The organism is Pseudorhodoplanes sp., from assembly GCF_035565855.1.
Lineage (GTDB): Bacteria > Pseudomonadota > Alphaproteobacteria > Rhizobiales > Xanthobacteraceae > Pseudorhodoplanes.
This window is the reverse complement of record NZ_DATMRX010000107.1, coordinates 1-15,405: the sequence shown is the minus strand read 5'-3', so window position 1 is coordinate 15,405 and position 15,405 is coordinate 1. Positions and strand designations below refer to the sequence as shown.

At 64.3% G+C, this 15,405-nt stretch carries 13 protein-coding genes; 10 read left to right on the top strand and 3 right to left on the bottom strand.

Annotated features, from left to right (window positions below; translation table 11 throughout):
- The coding region (locus VN004_RS06125) for a hydantoinase B/oxoprolinase family protein (protein ID WP_325608029.1) at positions 1 to 708 on the bottom strand (708 nt) is incomplete at its 3' end.
- Positions 709 to 710: 2 nt separating this feature from the next.
- Positions 711 to 2,777 (bottom strand): hydantoinase/oxoprolinase family protein, encoded by a 2,067-nt coding sequence (locus tag VN004_RS06120; protein ID WP_325608027.1) that lies wholly within the window; start codon positions 2,775 to 2,777, stop codon positions 711 to 713.
- 145 nt (positions 2,778 to 2,922) lie between these two features.
- Between VN004_RS06120 and VN004_RS06115 the strand changes: the two genes are divergently transcribed.
- The 10 genes from VN004_RS06115 to VN004_RS06070 all read left to right on the top strand — a co-directional run bounded on the left by VN004_RS06115 (position 2,923) and on the right by VN004_RS06070 (position 14,681).
- Positions 2,923 to 3,579, top strand: a complete 657-nt coding sequence (locus tag VN004_RS06115; protein ID WP_325608025.1) for a helix-turn-helix domain-containing protein — start codon at positions 2,923 to 2,925, stop codon at positions 3,577 to 3,579.
- A 47-nt stretch (positions 3,580 to 3,626) separates the two neighbouring features.
- Entirely contained in the window at positions 3,627 to 4,838 is a 1,212-nt protein-coding gene (locus tag VN004_RS06110; protein ID WP_325608022.1) for an FAD-dependent monooxygenase, read from the top strand.
- Positions 4,839 to 4,990: 152 nt separating this feature from the next.
- Complete coding sequence (locus tag VN004_RS06105; protein WP_325608020.1) at positions 4,991 to 5,647, top strand: TetR/AcrR family transcriptional regulator; 657 nt, start codon at positions 4,991 to 4,993, stop codon at positions 5,645 to 5,647.
- A gap of 82 nt (positions 5,648 to 5,729) precedes the next feature.
- Positions 5,730 to 6,812, top strand: coding sequence for a hypothetical protein (locus tag VN004_RS06100; protein ID WP_325608018.1), 1,083 nt, complete (start codon positions 5,730 to 5,732; stop codon positions 6,810 to 6,812).
- Positions 6,813 to 6,910: 98 nt separating this feature from the next.
- The gene (locus VN004_RS06095) at positions 6,911 to 7,738 is read left to right on the top strand and encodes an alpha/beta hydrolase (protein ID WP_325608016.1); all 828 of its coding nucleotides are present in this window, start codon (positions 6,911 to 6,913) and stop codon (positions 7,736 to 7,738) included.
- Position 7,739: 1 nt separating this feature from the next.
- Positions 7,740 to 9,251, top strand: coding sequence for a sugar ABC transporter ATP-binding protein (locus tag VN004_RS06090; protein ID WP_325608014.1), 1,512 nt, complete (start codon positions 7,740 to 7,742; stop codon positions 9,249 to 9,251).
- A 2-nt stretch (positions 9,252 to 9,253) separates the two neighbouring features.
- Positions 9,254 to 10,201, top strand: coding sequence for an ABC transporter permease (locus tag VN004_RS06085; RefSeq protein ID WP_325608013.1), 948 nt, complete (start codon positions 9,254 to 9,256; stop codon positions 10,199 to 10,201).
- A gap of 12 nt (positions 10,202 to 10,213) precedes the next feature.
- A complete protein-coding gene (locus VN004_RS06080; protein ID WP_325608012.1) occupies positions 10,214 to 11,149 on the top strand; it encodes a substrate-binding domain-containing protein in 936 nt (311 codons plus the stop codon).
- Positions 11,150 to 11,235: 86 nt separating this feature from the next.
- Entirely contained in the window at positions 11,236 to 12,267 is a 1,032-nt protein-coding gene (locus VN004_RS06075) for a cupin domain-containing protein (RefSeq protein ID WP_325608010.1), read from the top strand.
- Between the two features lie 5 nt (positions 12,268 to 12,272).
- Entirely contained in the window at positions 12,273 to 14,681 is a 2,409-nt protein-coding gene (locus VN004_RS06070) for a xanthine dehydrogenase family protein molybdopterin-binding subunit (RefSeq protein ID WP_325608008.1), read from the top strand.
- A gap of 34 nt (positions 14,682 to 14,715) precedes the next feature.
- Here VN004_RS06070 and VN004_RS06065 read toward each other — a convergent pair.
- The coding region (locus VN004_RS06065; RefSeq protein WP_325608006.1) for a hydantoinase B/oxoprolinase family protein at positions 14,716 to 15,405 on the bottom strand (690 nt) is incomplete at its 5' end.

Sequence of the window (15,405 nt, the reverse complement as noted above, 5' to 3'; positions counted from 1 at the left end):
GCGCAGCGCCTCGCGCGTCATCGCCTCGGAGCGGGTGAGCAGTGTCTCGAAGATCACCGGCAGCGCATTATGGCCGAGCGACGTCGCGATCTCGGACACGCGCCGCACGCCGACATTGCAGGCCGCGATCTGCGCATTGAGATCGCCGATCACCGTGTCCGGGATGCGGACATTCTGCCGGATCATCGCGACCAGTGTCTCGTTCATCACGCCGTCAGAACACAGCAGCAACGGCGGGATGCGCAGACCTTCCTGGAAGATCTCGATGGCGTTGGTCGGCACCGAGCCGGGCGCCATGCCGCCGACATCCTGGTGATGGGTCATGGTCGCGGACAGCGCGACCGGCCGCTCGCCGGCGAAGATCGGACGGATCACCGCAATGTCGGGAAGATGCGTGCCGCCGAGATAGGGATCATTCATCACATAGGCATCGCCCGGCCGCATGCGTTCGACGGGGAAACGCTCCAGCACCGTGGCAACCACCGGGATCAGCGTGCCAAGATGCACCGGGATGGCGCAGGCCTGGGCCAGCGTTTCGCCGGTCAGGGTGAACAGGCTCGCCGAGGCATCGAGACCTTCCTTCACGATCGGCGAGAACGAGGATCGCAGCAGCGTCTGCTGCATCTCCTCGGCAATGCCTTCGAGCTTGTTGCGCACCACCTCGAGCGTGATCGGATCGATGGTCTGCGCCGCGGATGCCACGGACATGGTCATGCTCCTTCCCGCTCGAGAATGAGGTTGCCCGCCTCATCCACCCGGCCGGACCAGCCCGGCTCCACCAGCGTCGTGGTGTCGGATTGTTGCACGATTGCGGGGCCCTTGAATTCAAATCCCGGGGTCATGGCGCTGCGCGACAGCACGCGGACTTCGACCGGCCCGTCAATCCCGGCGACATGAATCTGCCGCCGCGGCAGATCGAGCGCCGTGCCCGACGGCGCGAGCCGCATTTCCGCGATGTCGTCGCTGCCGCCCGCCTGATGCACCGCGCGGAAGGCCGTGATCTTGGCCGGCGCGCGGAAGGCGTGACCATAGACGCGGTCGTGCGCGACCAGGAAATCCTCGTAGAGACATTGCGCGACATCGGCGCGCGACGGGTCGAACGGGATTTCCAGCGTATAGGACTGGCCAATGAAACACATATCCGCGGAATGCGTCACGGTGACCGCATCGGACGCGACATGTTCGTTGCGCATCAGTTCGCTCGCACGCGCATCGAGGTCGCGGATCGTCGCGCGCATGGCATCGACGTCGAGCGCGTCAATCGGCGACGCGAAAGCCGCTGACACTTCATGCTCGATCGGCGCGGCGAGCAACCCCGCGGCCGCGAGCACGCCCGGCAACCGCGGTACGATCACGCGCCTGATGCCGAGTTCGCTGGCGAGCGCGGTCGCATGAAGGCCGCCGGCGCCGCCGAGCGGAACCAGCGCATAGCTGCGCGGATCGATACCCTGTCGCACCGAGACCTGCCGGATGCCCTCCGCCATCTGGGCGTTGAGCACGCGATGAATGCCGAGCGCCGCCGCGTGAACCGAAAGGCCGAGCGGCCGCGCCACGGTCTTCTCCACCACATCAAAGGCGAGCCCGGCATCGAGCCTGAACGTGCCGCCGGCGAAATAATCAGGGTCCAGATAGCCGAGCACCACGGACGCATCGCATACGGTGGCCTGCGTGCCGCCGCGGCCGTAGCAGGCGGGCCCCGGCTCTGAACCCGCCGATTGCGGCCCGACTTTCAGACCTCCGCCCGCATCGACACGCGCGATGCTGCCGCCGCCCGAGCCGATTGTGTTGACGTCAACCATCGGCGTGCGCACGAGGAAGCCGGCGACGTCGCCTTCGGACCGGATCAGCGGCTTGCGCCGGCTGATCAGCGCAATATCGGCGGATGTACCACCGACGTCGATGGTGATCAGATCGCCGTCGCCGGCGGATGCGCCAACGATGCGGCCGCCGACAACGCCTCCCGCTGGACCTGACAGAAACAGTCGCACCGGACGGCTGCGCGCAACGGCAGCACTCGTCAATCCGCCGCGGGATTGCATAACCTGGAGGGGCACGGGCGCGCCGCTGCGCGCAAGACCATCCTCCAGACGCGCAAGATAGCGATCGACCGCGGGCTTCAGATAGGCGTCGAAGGCGGTCGCCACCGTACGTTCGTATTCGCGAAAGTTCTGATCGACGGCGTGCGAAACCGAAATCATCTGATCCGGATAGGCCTGCTGGATGATGTCCTTCGCCAGCTGCTCGTGCACCGGATTGGCGAAGGAGAACAGAAACACGATGGCGATCGCCTCGACCCCGTCCGCAACAAGTTCATCAGCCGCGCGGCGCAGGCCGGCCTCATCAAGCGGCGTGACGATCTCCCCGGTCGCGCTGATGCGTTCGGTCACTTCCTTGCGAAAGCGGCCCGGCGCTAGGAAGACCGGCGTCTGCGGACGCAGGACGACGTCATACATCTGACGTCGCGACTGACGGCCGATTTCGAGAACGTCACGAAAGCCTTTCGTGGTGATCAGGCCGATCTTCGCGCCCTTGCGTTCAAGAACCGCGTTGGTGGCGACGGTCGTGCCGTGCGCGAAGCGCGCCAGCTCATTCGGCGACACGCCGTGTTTCGTTCGCAGCGCTTCGAGCGAGGCGAGCACCGAGATGCTTGGGTCAGCGCGGGAGGTGGGCACCTTCATCACATGGAGCGGACCGCCGGGCCGACGACACACCACGTCGGTGAAGGTGCCGCCGATATCCACACCGATTTCCCAAGCCGCTTCCCCGCGATCCGTCATTGAAGGGCCCCTGCCGACGTCCCGGCGCCATGCACAATACAGTTGAAATGTGTTCGCGATTGTTCATTATGGCTTCACTTCGTCAAGTGGCGTCAAACATAACTTCACACGTGACCGTCGCTGCATTGCGAGAGACTCATCCGTCATGGACAACCCAGAGTCAGGAGAGAGCGACTTCGTCACCGAACGGCCCGACCTGCCGGACGAAGCGGCGGAAAACCGCTGGCTCGGTGAACGCCTGCGGCAACGGCGCCGTCAGCGGCAATTATCGATTCGCGAGTTGTCCGGGATGGCCGGCCTCTCGGTCGGCATGGTCAGTCAGATCGAGCGCGGGCTGTCGGCGCCCTCATTGCGCACATTGCGGCTCCTCGCCAACACGCTCGACGTGCCGATTTCCTGGTTCTTTCCGGACAGCCTGCAGGCGGTTGCCGAACGCCGCTACATCGTGCGCAGCCATCAACGGCGCCGGCTGAACGTGCCGCAAGTCGGCATCGTGCAGGAGATTGTCAGCCCGCAGGATCCCGGCGCACTCGAAATATACGAAATCATGCTGCAGCCGGGCGCATCATCCGGTCCGGAATTATACAGCCATGAAGGCGAGAAAGCCGGCCTCGTCCTGTCCGGCGTGCTGTCCATCCAGCTTCACAACGACACCTATACGCTCGAGCCCGGCGACAGCTTCCGCTTTCCAAGCACGCTCTCGCATCGCTTCTCCAATCCGAGCAACAGCGAAACGCGATTCATCTGGATTGTTCTGTCGCCGCACGGCGAGCGCGCGGACAGATCAACCTCGTTCACCTAGATTGAACCGTTCGTTCACGCCAAGATCCGCCACACCCGAGCGATACCATGACGACATCTGCGAACCGGTCGCTGCCCTTGCTGATCGTCGGCGGGGGTATTGGCGGCATCGCCACCGCTCTGGCCATGGCGAGACGCGGGCAGCCGGTCCGCGTCATCGAACAGGCCGAGGAGTTTCGCGAGATCGGCGCCGGCATTCAGATGCCGCCGAATGCCTTCAAGGCCTTTGCCAAGCTCGGCGTGCTGGAAGCCATCCAGGAGGTCGCGGCCTATCCGGACGATCTGATGTTCGGCGACATGATGACCGGGAAAATCGTCTACCGCGCACCGATCGACAAGACCTTCATCGAGCGCTTCGGCTACCCCTACGCCTTGCTGCATCGGGCCGATATCCTTGAGAAGCTCGTCACGGCATGCCGCAAGCTCGATCTGGTGACGCTGACGCCGGGCGAGCGGGTCGAGCGCTTCGAAGACACCGGCAGCAAGGTCATCGTCACCACGGCATCCGGCAACACCTATGAAGGATGCGGCCTCGTCTGCAGCGACGGGCTCTGGTCGATCGGCCGTCAGGCGCTGGTGAATGACGGCATGCCGCTCACCGACGGCTACGTGCTCTGCCGCGGCGTCGTTCCGGTGAAGGACATCCCGGAAGACCTCTATTCAAAGACCGTGACCATGTGGGGCGGGCCGGGGCTGGACTTTTTCCACTATCCCCTCCGCCGGCAGGAGATCTTCAATATCGGCGCAAGCTACTACGACCCGGACATCCGCCCTGGGCCAAACTATCCGACGATTACCAGGGACAGCTTCGTCAGGCATTTCGAGAATGCCTGCCCACACGTGAAGGCGCTGTTGCGCCATATCGATGTATCGCGCACCTGGGTGCTGCATTATCGGCTGCCGATCAAGGAATGGTCGAAGGGCCGGGTCACACTTCTTGGTGATGCCGCCCATCCGACCAGCATCTACATTTCTCAGGGCGCCTGTATGGCGCTCGAGGATGCGGTGATCCTTGCCGAAGTCGTGAGCCGGACCGATTCCATCGAGCAGGCCTTCGCGCAATACCGCGACGTGCGCTATCTTCGCACCGCGCGCATTCAGTTCACCTCGCGCGAATTCGGCAAGCTCTATCATGCGCGTGGCGCGCAGCGCGATCTGCGCAACGCGATTCTCGCGGTCACGCGCAGCACCGCGCTCGCCGATTCGCTCGCCTGGCTGTGGGGCAATCCGCTGTCGGCCGACGATCCGGGCTACGTTTGATTTCAGGCGTCGCTCCACACGGCAAGACGATGATGTCGGGCGCGTGCTGAAATCGCGCCTTCGCTGTGATATGGATACAACGGACACTGCCTGAGCCGCTGCGGCCGGCATGTCCATCGGACATCATCATCGGCACCAGATCCTGAGGCGCAATGGCCCAAGTCAAGAAACCGGAGGTCAGGGACGCCATCGTTTCAAGCGCCTATGAACTGTTTCGCGACAAGTCCTATCTGCGCACCTCGGTCGCGGAAATCGCGCGCAAGGCCGGGATCGTTCCCTCGCACATCTATGTCTATTTCGCATCGAAACTTGCGATTTTCTACGCGGTCTACGAACCGTGGCTGAACAAGCGCCTGACGCGCCTCGAAAGGCAGCTCTCCAAAATCGAGGATCCGGATCAGCGGCTGATCAGGATCATCGAGGCTTTCTGGATCAGGCTGCCGACCGAAGACAACGGATTCGCCAACAATCTGATGCAGGCGGTCTCGACCGCCGATCCTGACGAGCCCTATCGCAGCGATCTCTTGTCCCGCTCCGAGAAAACGCTGTCGCAGCTTCTGCGGCGCGCCCTGCCCGACAACCGGATGAGTGACGCGGACTGCGATCGCGTGGCGCATATCCTGCTCATGGCATTCGACGGCTTCATCGTGCGCCATCACGTCGGCGGCACGCGACAGGACATGGCGGATATCGTGGTTACGATGACGAGGCTGATGACGGGTAAACCTGCGAGTGCCGCGGCACGGTTGAACGGACCCCGCCGCCGCGCGGGACGCGCGCGCAAGGCGCAATTGACGCAGACCCATTAATGAATAGCATTCTCTATTGACGCTGCCCCTGGGCGGCGAAATACTTGCGTCATTACCCACCCACCAGCCTTCGGAGGCGGACATGATATCGTCTGCGATCAGATCGACCGAGATCAACCCGGGCAAGCTCAGCTTCCTGTTCAAGAAGCAATTCGAGATGTCCAAAGTGAAGCCGGGCGAGACCGTTGCGCTGGTCAGCGATCTTGCGACGCGCATCGAGTATATCGAAGCCGCTTTCGCCGCGGCCGAGGCGCTGGGCGCCGACGTCTACGATATGCGGGTCAATTCGATTCCGTCCTGGACCAAGGTCGGCGTGCCCACTATCGGCAAATGCAAGGGCACGCTGGAGGCGGTGAAGGCCGCCGACCTGCTGGTGATCTTCCACGTGCCGCTCTTTACGAAGTGGCTGAAAGAGGTGATGGACGGCGGCACGCGCGTCCTGATGATCATCGACGCGCCGGACGATCTCGAACAACTGATGTCGCCCCCCGGCCTGAAGGAGGCGCTGAAATACGCCGAAGAGAAATACAAGAAGACCCGCGAAGTCCGAGTCACCTCCGAGGCTGGAACCGACTTCACCTATTCCTGCGGTGAATATCCGGTCATGACCCAATGGGGTTATGCCGATGAACCCGGCCATTTCGATCATTGGGGCGGCGGTCATATCCACACCTTCCCGAACGAGGGATCGGCGCGCGGCAAGGTCGTGATCCAGCCCGGCGATATCGTGATCCTGCCCTATTGCCGCTATGTCCAGGATGCGGTCCACCTGCAGATCGAGGATGGCTTCATCACCAGCATCGAGGGCGGACTGGATGCAAAGCTGATGCGCGACTGGCTGGACGACGGCAAGGCCAACGACAACGATCGCGACCCCTACGCCATTTCGCATCTGGGCTGGGGCCTTAATCCGCAGGCGCGCTGGTATTCCCTGGCGATGAATGGAGATGAGCCCGAGCGGCACCGCGCCAGCGCGCGCGTGTTCGCCGGCAATTTCCTGTTCTCCACAGGCCCCAATTCACAGGGCGGCGGAAAGCGGACCACGCGCGGCCATTACGATGTGCCGATGCGCGATTGCACGGTCATGCTGGATAACGAGGTCATCATCGACAAGGGTCGCGTGATCGATCCGAAAATGCGGGTGGCCCGGCTAAGCGTTGCCTGAGGCAAGACCGGCCTCTTACCACCAACAACAAAAAGAAATGTCCTGCGCATCATCAATGCGGCCGCGATGGCCGCATCACGGGCACATGAGGGAGTTGCGTGACACCCGAGGAGTATCCGCCGCAGGAGCCGTTCACGGCGATCGGCGCACGTTATCATGACGAAGCGCTGCGGCGGAGCGCCGTCGTCCAGGGCACCGAACTCAGCTATTCCGACGATCCGTATTGTTCGCTGACGGTGGTCCCCGCCCGCGAACCGAACGGCGACGTGCTGGTGGCGCTTCACGGCGGTGGATGGACCAATGGCTACAAGGAATGGATGCTGTTCATGGCGCCGGCGCTCAATGCGCTCGGCGTCACCTTCGTGAGCGCCGGTTATCGGCTGGCACCGCAACACGTCTTTCCGGTGCAGCGCGACGATGTGTGCGACGCAATTGCAGCGGTCCATCGCGTGATTGGATCGTATGGCGGCAATCCCGACCGCATTTTCGTCGGGGGGCATTCGGCCGGCGGCCATCTTGCCGCTTTGGTCGCGCTTTCGACCGGATGGACGGCGCAGCGCGACCTGCCGGACAATGTGGTGCGCGGCGCGCTGCCGATTTCCGGGACCTATCTGTTTGGCCCGGATTCCGGGTTGTCGATGCGGCCGCGTTTCCTCGGCCCGGTGGAAAATCAGGCCGAACCGGCGGCATCGCCCTTGCATCTCGTCCGGCCGTCAGCCCCGCCGTTTTTCGTCAGCTACGGGTCCGATGACTTTCCGCATCTGCGCCGGCAGGCCGCCGACTTCATCTCCGCGATGCGCGCGCAAGGCAACGACGTGACCGAATACGAACTGGCCAACAGCGATCACCTTGGCGCAAGCTATGCGAGCGGTGATCCCGAAAGCGGCTGGCCGGCCCAAGCCGCGAACTGGATGCGAGCGCATTGAGATGAACGCGCCAGCCGACCGATCAGCATCCGTGTCCGGCAACGCCATAACGGTCAGCGGCCTGTCAAAGTCGTTCGGCGCGACACGCGCGCTGCATTCGGTCGATTTCTCGGTCGATTTCGGCGAAACCCACGCGCTTGTCGGTGAAAACGGCGCCGGCAAATCGACGCTGATCCGCATTCTCGGCGGCGTTCATCGCGCGGATAGCGGTGCGATCTCCATCGCGGGACGAGAACACAGCTTCGGCAGTCCGCACGAGGCCATTCTCGCCGGCGTCGTGACCATTCCGCAGGAATTGCGGATGGTCCCTGCTCTCTCGATCGCGGAGAATATCGCGCTTGGCAATCCGCCGACGCGCGCGCTGTTCGGACTTCTCCCGGTCATCGATCGCCGCCGCATGCGGGAAGAGGCGCAGCATTATCTCCAGCAGCTCAACTTTTCCGCCGACCTTGACCGTCCGGTGCACTCGCTGAGTTTCGCGGAGCGCCAGCTTGTGGCGATTGCGAAGGCGCTGCGGCTCAAGTGCCGCATTTTCATTCTGGACGAGCCGACCGCGGCGCTGGAAGACCGGGAAATCGAGCGGCTGTTCGCGGTGATCGCGCGCATGAAAGCGCAGGGCACGGCGATCATCTATATTTCCCACCGGCTGGACGAAATCGTCACGCTGGCCGACCGTTGCACGGTGCTGCGCGACGGCAAATGCGTCGCCACGCGTGTCCGTGGTCGCTTTACCACCGCCGACCTGATCGAAGACATGACCGGCAAGATGGCGGAGGAAGTCGCCGCCGAGCCGCTCGAACCCGGGCAGCCTTTGCTCGAGGAGATCGACGACCGGACCGACCGCATGACCGTGCGCCGGAACGAAGCGATCGGACTGGCGGGCCTTCTCGGCAGCGGAAGCGACCGGATCGTGCGGCGGCTGTTCGGCATCACCGGAGAACGGCCGCAAATTCGCATCGCCGGCGACAGCGTTCGGCGCTTCGCACTCCCCGCCGACGCGATCCGTTCGGATATCGGCTTTGTGCCCGGCGACCGGTCGCTCGGCCTCGTGATGAATTTGTCGGTTCGGGACAATATCCTCCTGCCCTCGCTCACGCGCGACAACAGCCCGCTGTGGATCAACCGCAAGGCCGGCGACGTCGTGGTGCGCGAATTGATGGAATTGCTGGACGTCCGGCCGCGGCGGCCCGACCTTCGCGTCGGCTCATTGTCCGGCGGCAATCAGCAGAAGGTCATCATCGCCAAATGGCTCGCCCGCCGGGTGACGACGCTTCTGCTCGACGAGCCGACCCACGGCATCGACATCGCCGCGAAGATGCATGTCCATGCTCTGATCCGGCAATTCACCAGGGACGGCGGCGGCGTCATCGTCAGCTCAAGCGATATCCCGGAACTGGCGCGGATTTGCGATACCGTGCTGTCGGTGAAAAACCGGCGCATCGTCAGTCGCATCGACCGCCGCGAAGGTATCGATGAGAGTCGATTGAGAGCATCTCTCGGGGGAACACACTGATCATGACGTCAGGCGCCAATCTATCAGCGCGCTTGCTGGGGCAGATTCCGCTGCTGACCCTGGCCGGACTTTGCATCGTAACCGCGCTTCTGACGGACCGCTTTCTGTCGCCCATCAACCTGAGCAACATCCTCGTTCAGTCGTCGATCATGGCGGTGATCGCGATGGGCATGACATTCGTGATCATCGGCGGCGGTTTCGATCTGTCGGTCGGATCGACCGCCGCGTTGTCGGCCTGCGTTGCGGCGATGGTGATGCTGCATGCCGGGATCGCGGCGGGCGTCATTGCGGGCATTGTTGCCGGTGCCCTGGTCGGGCTCGTCAACGGCGTGATCATCGCCTATTTCAAGGTCAATCCCTTCATCACCACACTCGGCACCATGGTGCTGGTCCGGGGCGTCGTCTTCCTCATCACCGGCGGCGCACCGGTTGAGGGCGAATATGGCCTGCCTTCGAGCTTCGTCGCCTTCGGCTCGATGCGCATGCTCGGCATTCACGCGCTGGTCTGGGTGCCGATCATCCTGTTGATCGTGTTGTCGTGGGTGCTGCATGCGACCCCGTTCGGCCGGCAGATCTATGCCACGGGCGGCGGACGGGAAGCCGCCTTCCTGTCGGGCGTGCCGGTGCAGAAGATCACCGCCTCGACCTACATCATCTGCGGCGCGCTCGCGGGCGTCGCCGGCGTCATGCTGGCGGCCCGCCTGCAATCCGGCCAGCCTACGGCGGGCGAATTCTACGAACTCACCGCCATAGCGGCGGTGGTGCTCGGCGGGGCCGCGCTCCATGGCGGCGAAGGCACGCTCTACAAGAGCGTGATCGGCGTCTTCATCATGATCATTCTCGGCAACAGCCTCAACCTGCTCAACGTCGACTCGTACTGGCAGCGGGTTGCGATTGGCGCCGTGATCATCGTGGCCGCTGCGGCGGATAGTTTGCGATCGAAGCGTTAACGGAGAGAGACAATGAGAAAGCTCGGTTTTCTGTTTGCGTCTGCACTCGCGGTGGCCGGCCTGGTCGCAGCTTCCGCGGACAAGGTTCATGCCCAAAACAAGCCCACCATCGGCGTGGCGCTGCCGCAGGACGACAACCCGTTCTATATCGCGATGATGCGCGGCATCCGCGCCCGCGCCGGCGAACTCGGCTTCGATGTCGTCACGGTTTCCTCGAACGAGGACAAGCTGAAACAGATCAACGGCGTCCAGGATCTCGTCGCCCGCGGGGTCAAGGGCATCCTGATTTCGCCGATCGACGCGACCGGCGTCAACGCCGCCTATGACGCAGCCGCCGCCGGCAAGGTCCCGATCGTTTCCGTCGCACGCGGATCGACCTCGCCGAATCAGACGCTCCATGTCGCAATGGATGAGAAGCAGATCGGCCGCGACATTGCCGAATGGACCGCCAAGCAGATCGGCGGGAAGGGCAAGGTTGCAATGCTCCTCGGACCGTCGGGCGCTCCGACCTTCCGCAATCTCGCCGAAGGCTACACCGAGGTAATGAGCAAATATCCGGGCATCTCCGTTGTTTTCCGGACCGACGGGCCGCTGACCCGCGAGCGCGGCCTCAAGAACTCGGAGGATGCGCTGGTCGCCCATCCCGATCTCGCCGCGATCTACACCGCGAACGACGACGTGGCCCTCGGCGCGACGCAGGCCGTGCTCGCCGCCAATCGCAAGGGCAAGACGCTGGTGACGGGCATGAACGGCGTGCCGCCGGCGCTGCGCGCCCTGAAGGATGGCAACCTCGCCATGACGATCGAACTCAATCCGGTGCTGTGGGGCCGGATGGGCGTCGATGTCCTCTCCGAATATCTGAAGGGCAGCAAGGTGGAGCCGCGCGTCTTCATCAAGCATGTCATCATCGACAAGGACAATATCGACCAGAAGATGCCGAAAGGCTGAACGCATTCGCGTGGCGGGCGATCCGCTCGCCACGCATTTTCCGAGCGGCACAGCCGCAGCCCTAGAATTCTGTACGGAGTTTTCCGATGGCGCATGCAGCCGCCGAAACCGGCGCCGGCACCCCTTACATTCGCGAAGTGGAGCAGGCGCAACTGCATCCGTTGTGGGATCGCTACAAGCGCATCACGCCGATGCAGCCGCGTCCCGCCGATACGCCCTATCACTGGCGGTGGCGTGTCACCGAACAATTCCTGCATCGCGCCGTGTCGGAAGTGCCGATCGAGGAGATCGAGCGCCGCGCCTTGATCATGTCGCATCCCTGTTTCGGCGACGAGACCGCGACTACCGGCACCCTGCTCGGGGCCTTCACCGTCCTCGACCCCGGCGAACAGGCCAGGCCGCATCGGCACACCGGCGCCGCCATCCGCTTCGCGACGCAGGCGGACGGCGCTGCCACCATCGTCAACGGCCGGTGGTGCGAGATGAAGGCCGGCGATCTGATCCTCACCCCGCCGATGGCCTGGCACGGTCATATCAATCCGAGCCAGAACCGGATCATCTGGTTCGATGCCGCGAACATGCCGCTCCTGCGCGGGCTGAACGCGCATTTCTTCGAGCCCGGCGATCCGAGGAACGAGGATTTCTGGAAGGTGGACGAAGGCGACGAACGCCGCTGGCGCGCCGCAGGGCTTGCGATGGCCAATGCGCCGACCGGCCAGCCGAGTTCGCCGAAATATCGCTATCCCGGCGAAGTCACCCGCCAGATGCTCAGCGAAATGCCGGCGGGGCCCGACGGTGCGCGCCTGATCCGTTACATCAATCCGGAGACCGGCGGCGCCGTGATGTCGACGCTGGATTGCTACGCCATGCGTCTCGACAAGGGCGTCGTCACACGCCCGAAGCGCGGCGCCTACTCGCAGATTTGCCTTGTGGTGTCCGGGCAAGGGCGCTCCCACATCGGCGACAAGGTTTTCGAATGGTCGCGGCACGACGTATTCACGATCCCGTCGTGGTCATGGGCGAGCCACGAGGCGATTTCGGGAGACGCGGATCTCTTCATCGTGTCCGACAAGGTCGTGTTCGAGAAGCTCGATGTGCTGCGTGAAGAGATGCAGTAACCCGCATGGCTAACACGCTGCCGCCTGAGGTGGCCCCTAGCGCGCCGAGTGACGCCATCGGCGCCGCGCTCCGCCGTGTCGAGGATTTCCGCTTCCTCACCGGTCAGGGACAATATGTTGGCGACATCGCGTATCCCGGCGCGCTGCATGCGGTCTTCGTGCGCTCCATTCACGCACACGCATCCATTCGCAGCATCGATTGCCGCGAGGCGCTGGCAACACCCGGTTGCGTCGCGGTCTTCACCGGCGAGGACATGCGTGCCGATGGCGTTGGCCCGATGCGCGCCATGTGGGCGATCAAGGGGCCGGACGGCGCGCCGATGGCCGAGCCGGACCGCTTCGCGCTCGCCCGCGACGCGGTTCGCTATGTCGGCGAGCCGGTGGCGGTGGTCATTGCGGAGACGGCGACGGCCGCGCAGGACGCCGCCGAGCGAGTCAGCATCGACTATGATGTGCTTCCGGCGCAACCGAATGCGGCCGACGCTTTGTCGGCGGATGCCGCTCGAATCCACGACAGCGCGCCGGGCAACGTCTGCTTCCGCTTCCGGCGTGGTGACGCCAAAGCGGTCAATGCGATCTTCGAGACGGCGCCGCATGTGGTCCGACTCGACATCGTCAATCAGCGCATCGGCGGCGCCGCGATAGAACCGCGCGCGCTGATCGCCATACCGCCGCGCGGTCGCGACAAGCTGACGCTCTACAGCTCGACCCAGGTACCGCATCACATCCGCCGCCTCGTTTCCGAACAGCTCGGCCGCAGCGAAGCGCAGATGCGCGTCGTTGCGCCCGATGTCGGCGGCGGATTCGGATACAAGGGCAAGCTCTATCCGGAAGAAGCGGTGTTGCCATGGGCGGCCTTACGGCTGAACCGGCCGGTGCGGTGGACTGCAACGCGCTCGGAGAGCTTTCTGTCCGACTACCAGGCGCGCGACCACACTACCCACGCCGAACTCGCGGTCGATACCGACGGACGATTCCTCGCGCTGCGGGTGCGGACGCTCGCCAATGTCGGCGCCTATGTCTCGACCTTCGGCGCTGCAATTCCGAGCGCCATCTATTCCGCGCTGCTTGCCGGCGTCTATGCGACACCGGCCATCAGCGTCGAATGCATCGGGGTCTTCACCAACACCGTGCCGACCGATGCCTATCGCGGCGCGGGACGGCCGGAAGCCTGCTACGTGCTGGAGCGCCTCGCCGATCGCGCCGCCGACGAGTTGAAACTGGACCGCAGCGACATGCGCCGGCGCAATCTCGTGCCTGGCACCGCCATCCCCTATCAGACGCCGATCGGACCGAGCTACGACAGCGGCGACTTCCCACGCCTGTTCGAGCGCGCGCTTGCGGCGTCTGACTATGCCGGCTTCGCCGCGCGCCGGACGGAGGCCGCCTCACGTGGCTGCCTGCGCGGCATTGGCATGGCCTGCTTCGTTGAATCGTCGGGCGTTGCGCCGTCGCGCTTTGCCGGCATGCTGGGTGCGCGCGCCGGGTTTTACGAAGCCGCGTCCGTGCGCATGGAGCCGGACGGATCGATCCGTGCGTCTCTCGGCACCCACAATCACGGCCAGGGTCATGAAACCAGCATGGCCCAGATCCTCTCCGCGCGGCTTGGCGTTCCCGTTGCAAAGATCGAGATCAGTGAGGGCGACACCGATCAGGTGCCCTACGGGACCGGCACCTTCGGTTCACGAAGCATCGCGGTGGGTGGCTCAGCGCTCGCGCTGGCTGCGGACAAGATCATCGAGAAAGGACGGCTGATCGCGGCGCACCTCCTCGAGGCCGATGCCGGCGATGTGACCTTCGAGCGCGGCCGCTACAGCGTGAGCGGAACGAACCATGCGGTGACGATCGGCGACGTGGCGCGTGCCGCCGTGATCCCCCACGACTTCCCGCTCGAGACGCTCGAACCCGGATTGCAGGACATCGCCGTCTACGATCCAAAGGCCTTCGCCTTCAGCAACGGCTTCCATGTCTGCGAGGTGGAGATCGATCCAGACACCGGGCGCATTTCGCTGTGCCGCTACACCGCGGTGGACGATATCGGCACCGTCATCAATCCGATGATCGCGACCGGACAGGTTCACGGCGGCATCGCGCAGGGCTTCGGGCAAGCTGTCCTCGAACAGATCGTCTACGATCCGGCGTCCGCACAGGCGCTGAGCGCCTCGTTCATGGATTACGGCATTCCGCGCGCCGGCGACCTGCCCTTCTTCAAATCGGAATTCGACCAGAGCCAGCCCTGCACCCACAATCCGCTGGGTGCCAAGGGCTGCGGCGAAGCCGGAACAATCGCAGCGCCCGCCGCGATCACCGGGGCAGCCCTCGATGCGCTCGGGCCGCTCGGCGTCGGCGCGCTCGAAATGCCGCTGACGCCCTATCGCATCTGGAAGGCGATCCGCGACGCGCGCGCGTCGTGAATGCGCGGCTGCCGACGCGGGCCGCCAGCCGAGCTTATGGACTGACCTCAATCGCTTCGAAGCCGCGCGGGACATGCCACCGTCCGCAGCACGAGGGCAACAGGCAGCGGATCGGCAGATGCCCTTCCGGCAGCGTCTCCAGCACCTTGCGCTCGATCCGCTGCGGGACCTCCGCCTGCCGCGAGACGCGCTCACGATGCACGGGCACGAGGTCACGGCGCTGCTGCTCGGTCGCCGCGACATCGATCTCCAGCGTCTCGGGGTCCAGCACGACGCCGTAATATTTGCGCGCGGCATCGAGCGAGACGTAACCCTGCCGCACGTCATGCTGCACCTCCTCAGGCGAGCGTTCCAAAGGCGAACCGAAACCGCCGCCGCCGCCGGACCGGAGCACGAACGCATCGCCCGCCTTGACCCTGGCGCGGAACAGCTTGGCGTTCGGCACATCGTCGTCGATGACGCCGTCGCGCCGCATCAGCATCTCGTTGCCGGTACCCTCAAGCCCGCCTTCCAGACCCCAGGGTAGACAGACCGCGCGCTCGATCTGCGCATTGACGTTGAAATCGGAAATCGCGCGCACCACGGTCTCGACGCCGAGGCCGCCGCGGTAACGGCCCGGACCGCCGGAATCCTGAATGAGCGACAGGCTTTCGACCATCACCGGATATTTCGCCTCGAATTGCTCATTCGGGCTGTTATGCGTGTCACCGTCATTGATGCAGAC

Coding starts and splice junctions, on each gene's coding strand:
- VN004_RS06120 (WP_325608027.1), bottom strand. CDS start 2,777: ATGACGGATCGCGGGGAAGCGGCTTGGGAAATCGGTGTGGATATCGGC.
- VN004_RS06115 (WP_325608025.1), top strand. CDS start 2,923: ATGGACAACCCAGAGTCAGGAGAGAGCGACTTCGTCACCGAACGGCCC.
- VN004_RS06110 (WP_325608022.1), top strand. CDS start 3,627: ATGACGACATCTGCGAACCGGTCGCTGCCCTTGCTGATCGTCGGCGGG.
- VN004_RS06105 (WP_325608020.1), top strand. CDS start 4,991: ATGGCCCAAGTCAAGAAACCGGAGGTCAGGGACGCCATCGTTTCAAGC.
- VN004_RS06100 (WP_325608018.1), top strand. CDS start 5,730: ATGATATCGTCTGCGATCAGATCGACCGAGATCAACCCGGGCAAGCTC.
- VN004_RS06090 (WP_325608014.1), top strand. CDS start 7,740: ATGAACGCGCCAGCCGACCGATCAGCATCCGTGTCCGGCAACGCCATA.
- VN004_RS06085 (WP_325608013.1), top strand. CDS start 9,254: ATGACGTCAGGCGCCAATCTATCAGCGCGCTTGCTGGGGCAGATTCCG.
- VN004_RS06080 (WP_325608012.1), top strand. CDS start 10,214: ATGAGAAAGCTCGGTTTTCTGTTTGCGTCTGCACTCGCGGTGGCCGGC.
- VN004_RS06075 (WP_325608010.1), top strand. CDS start 11,236: ATGGCGCATGCAGCCGCCGAAACCGGCGCCGGCACCCCTTACATTCGC.
- VN004_RS06070 (WP_325608008.1), top strand. CDS start 12,273: ATGGCTAACACGCTGCCGCCTGAGGTGGCCCCTAGCGCGCCGAGTGAC.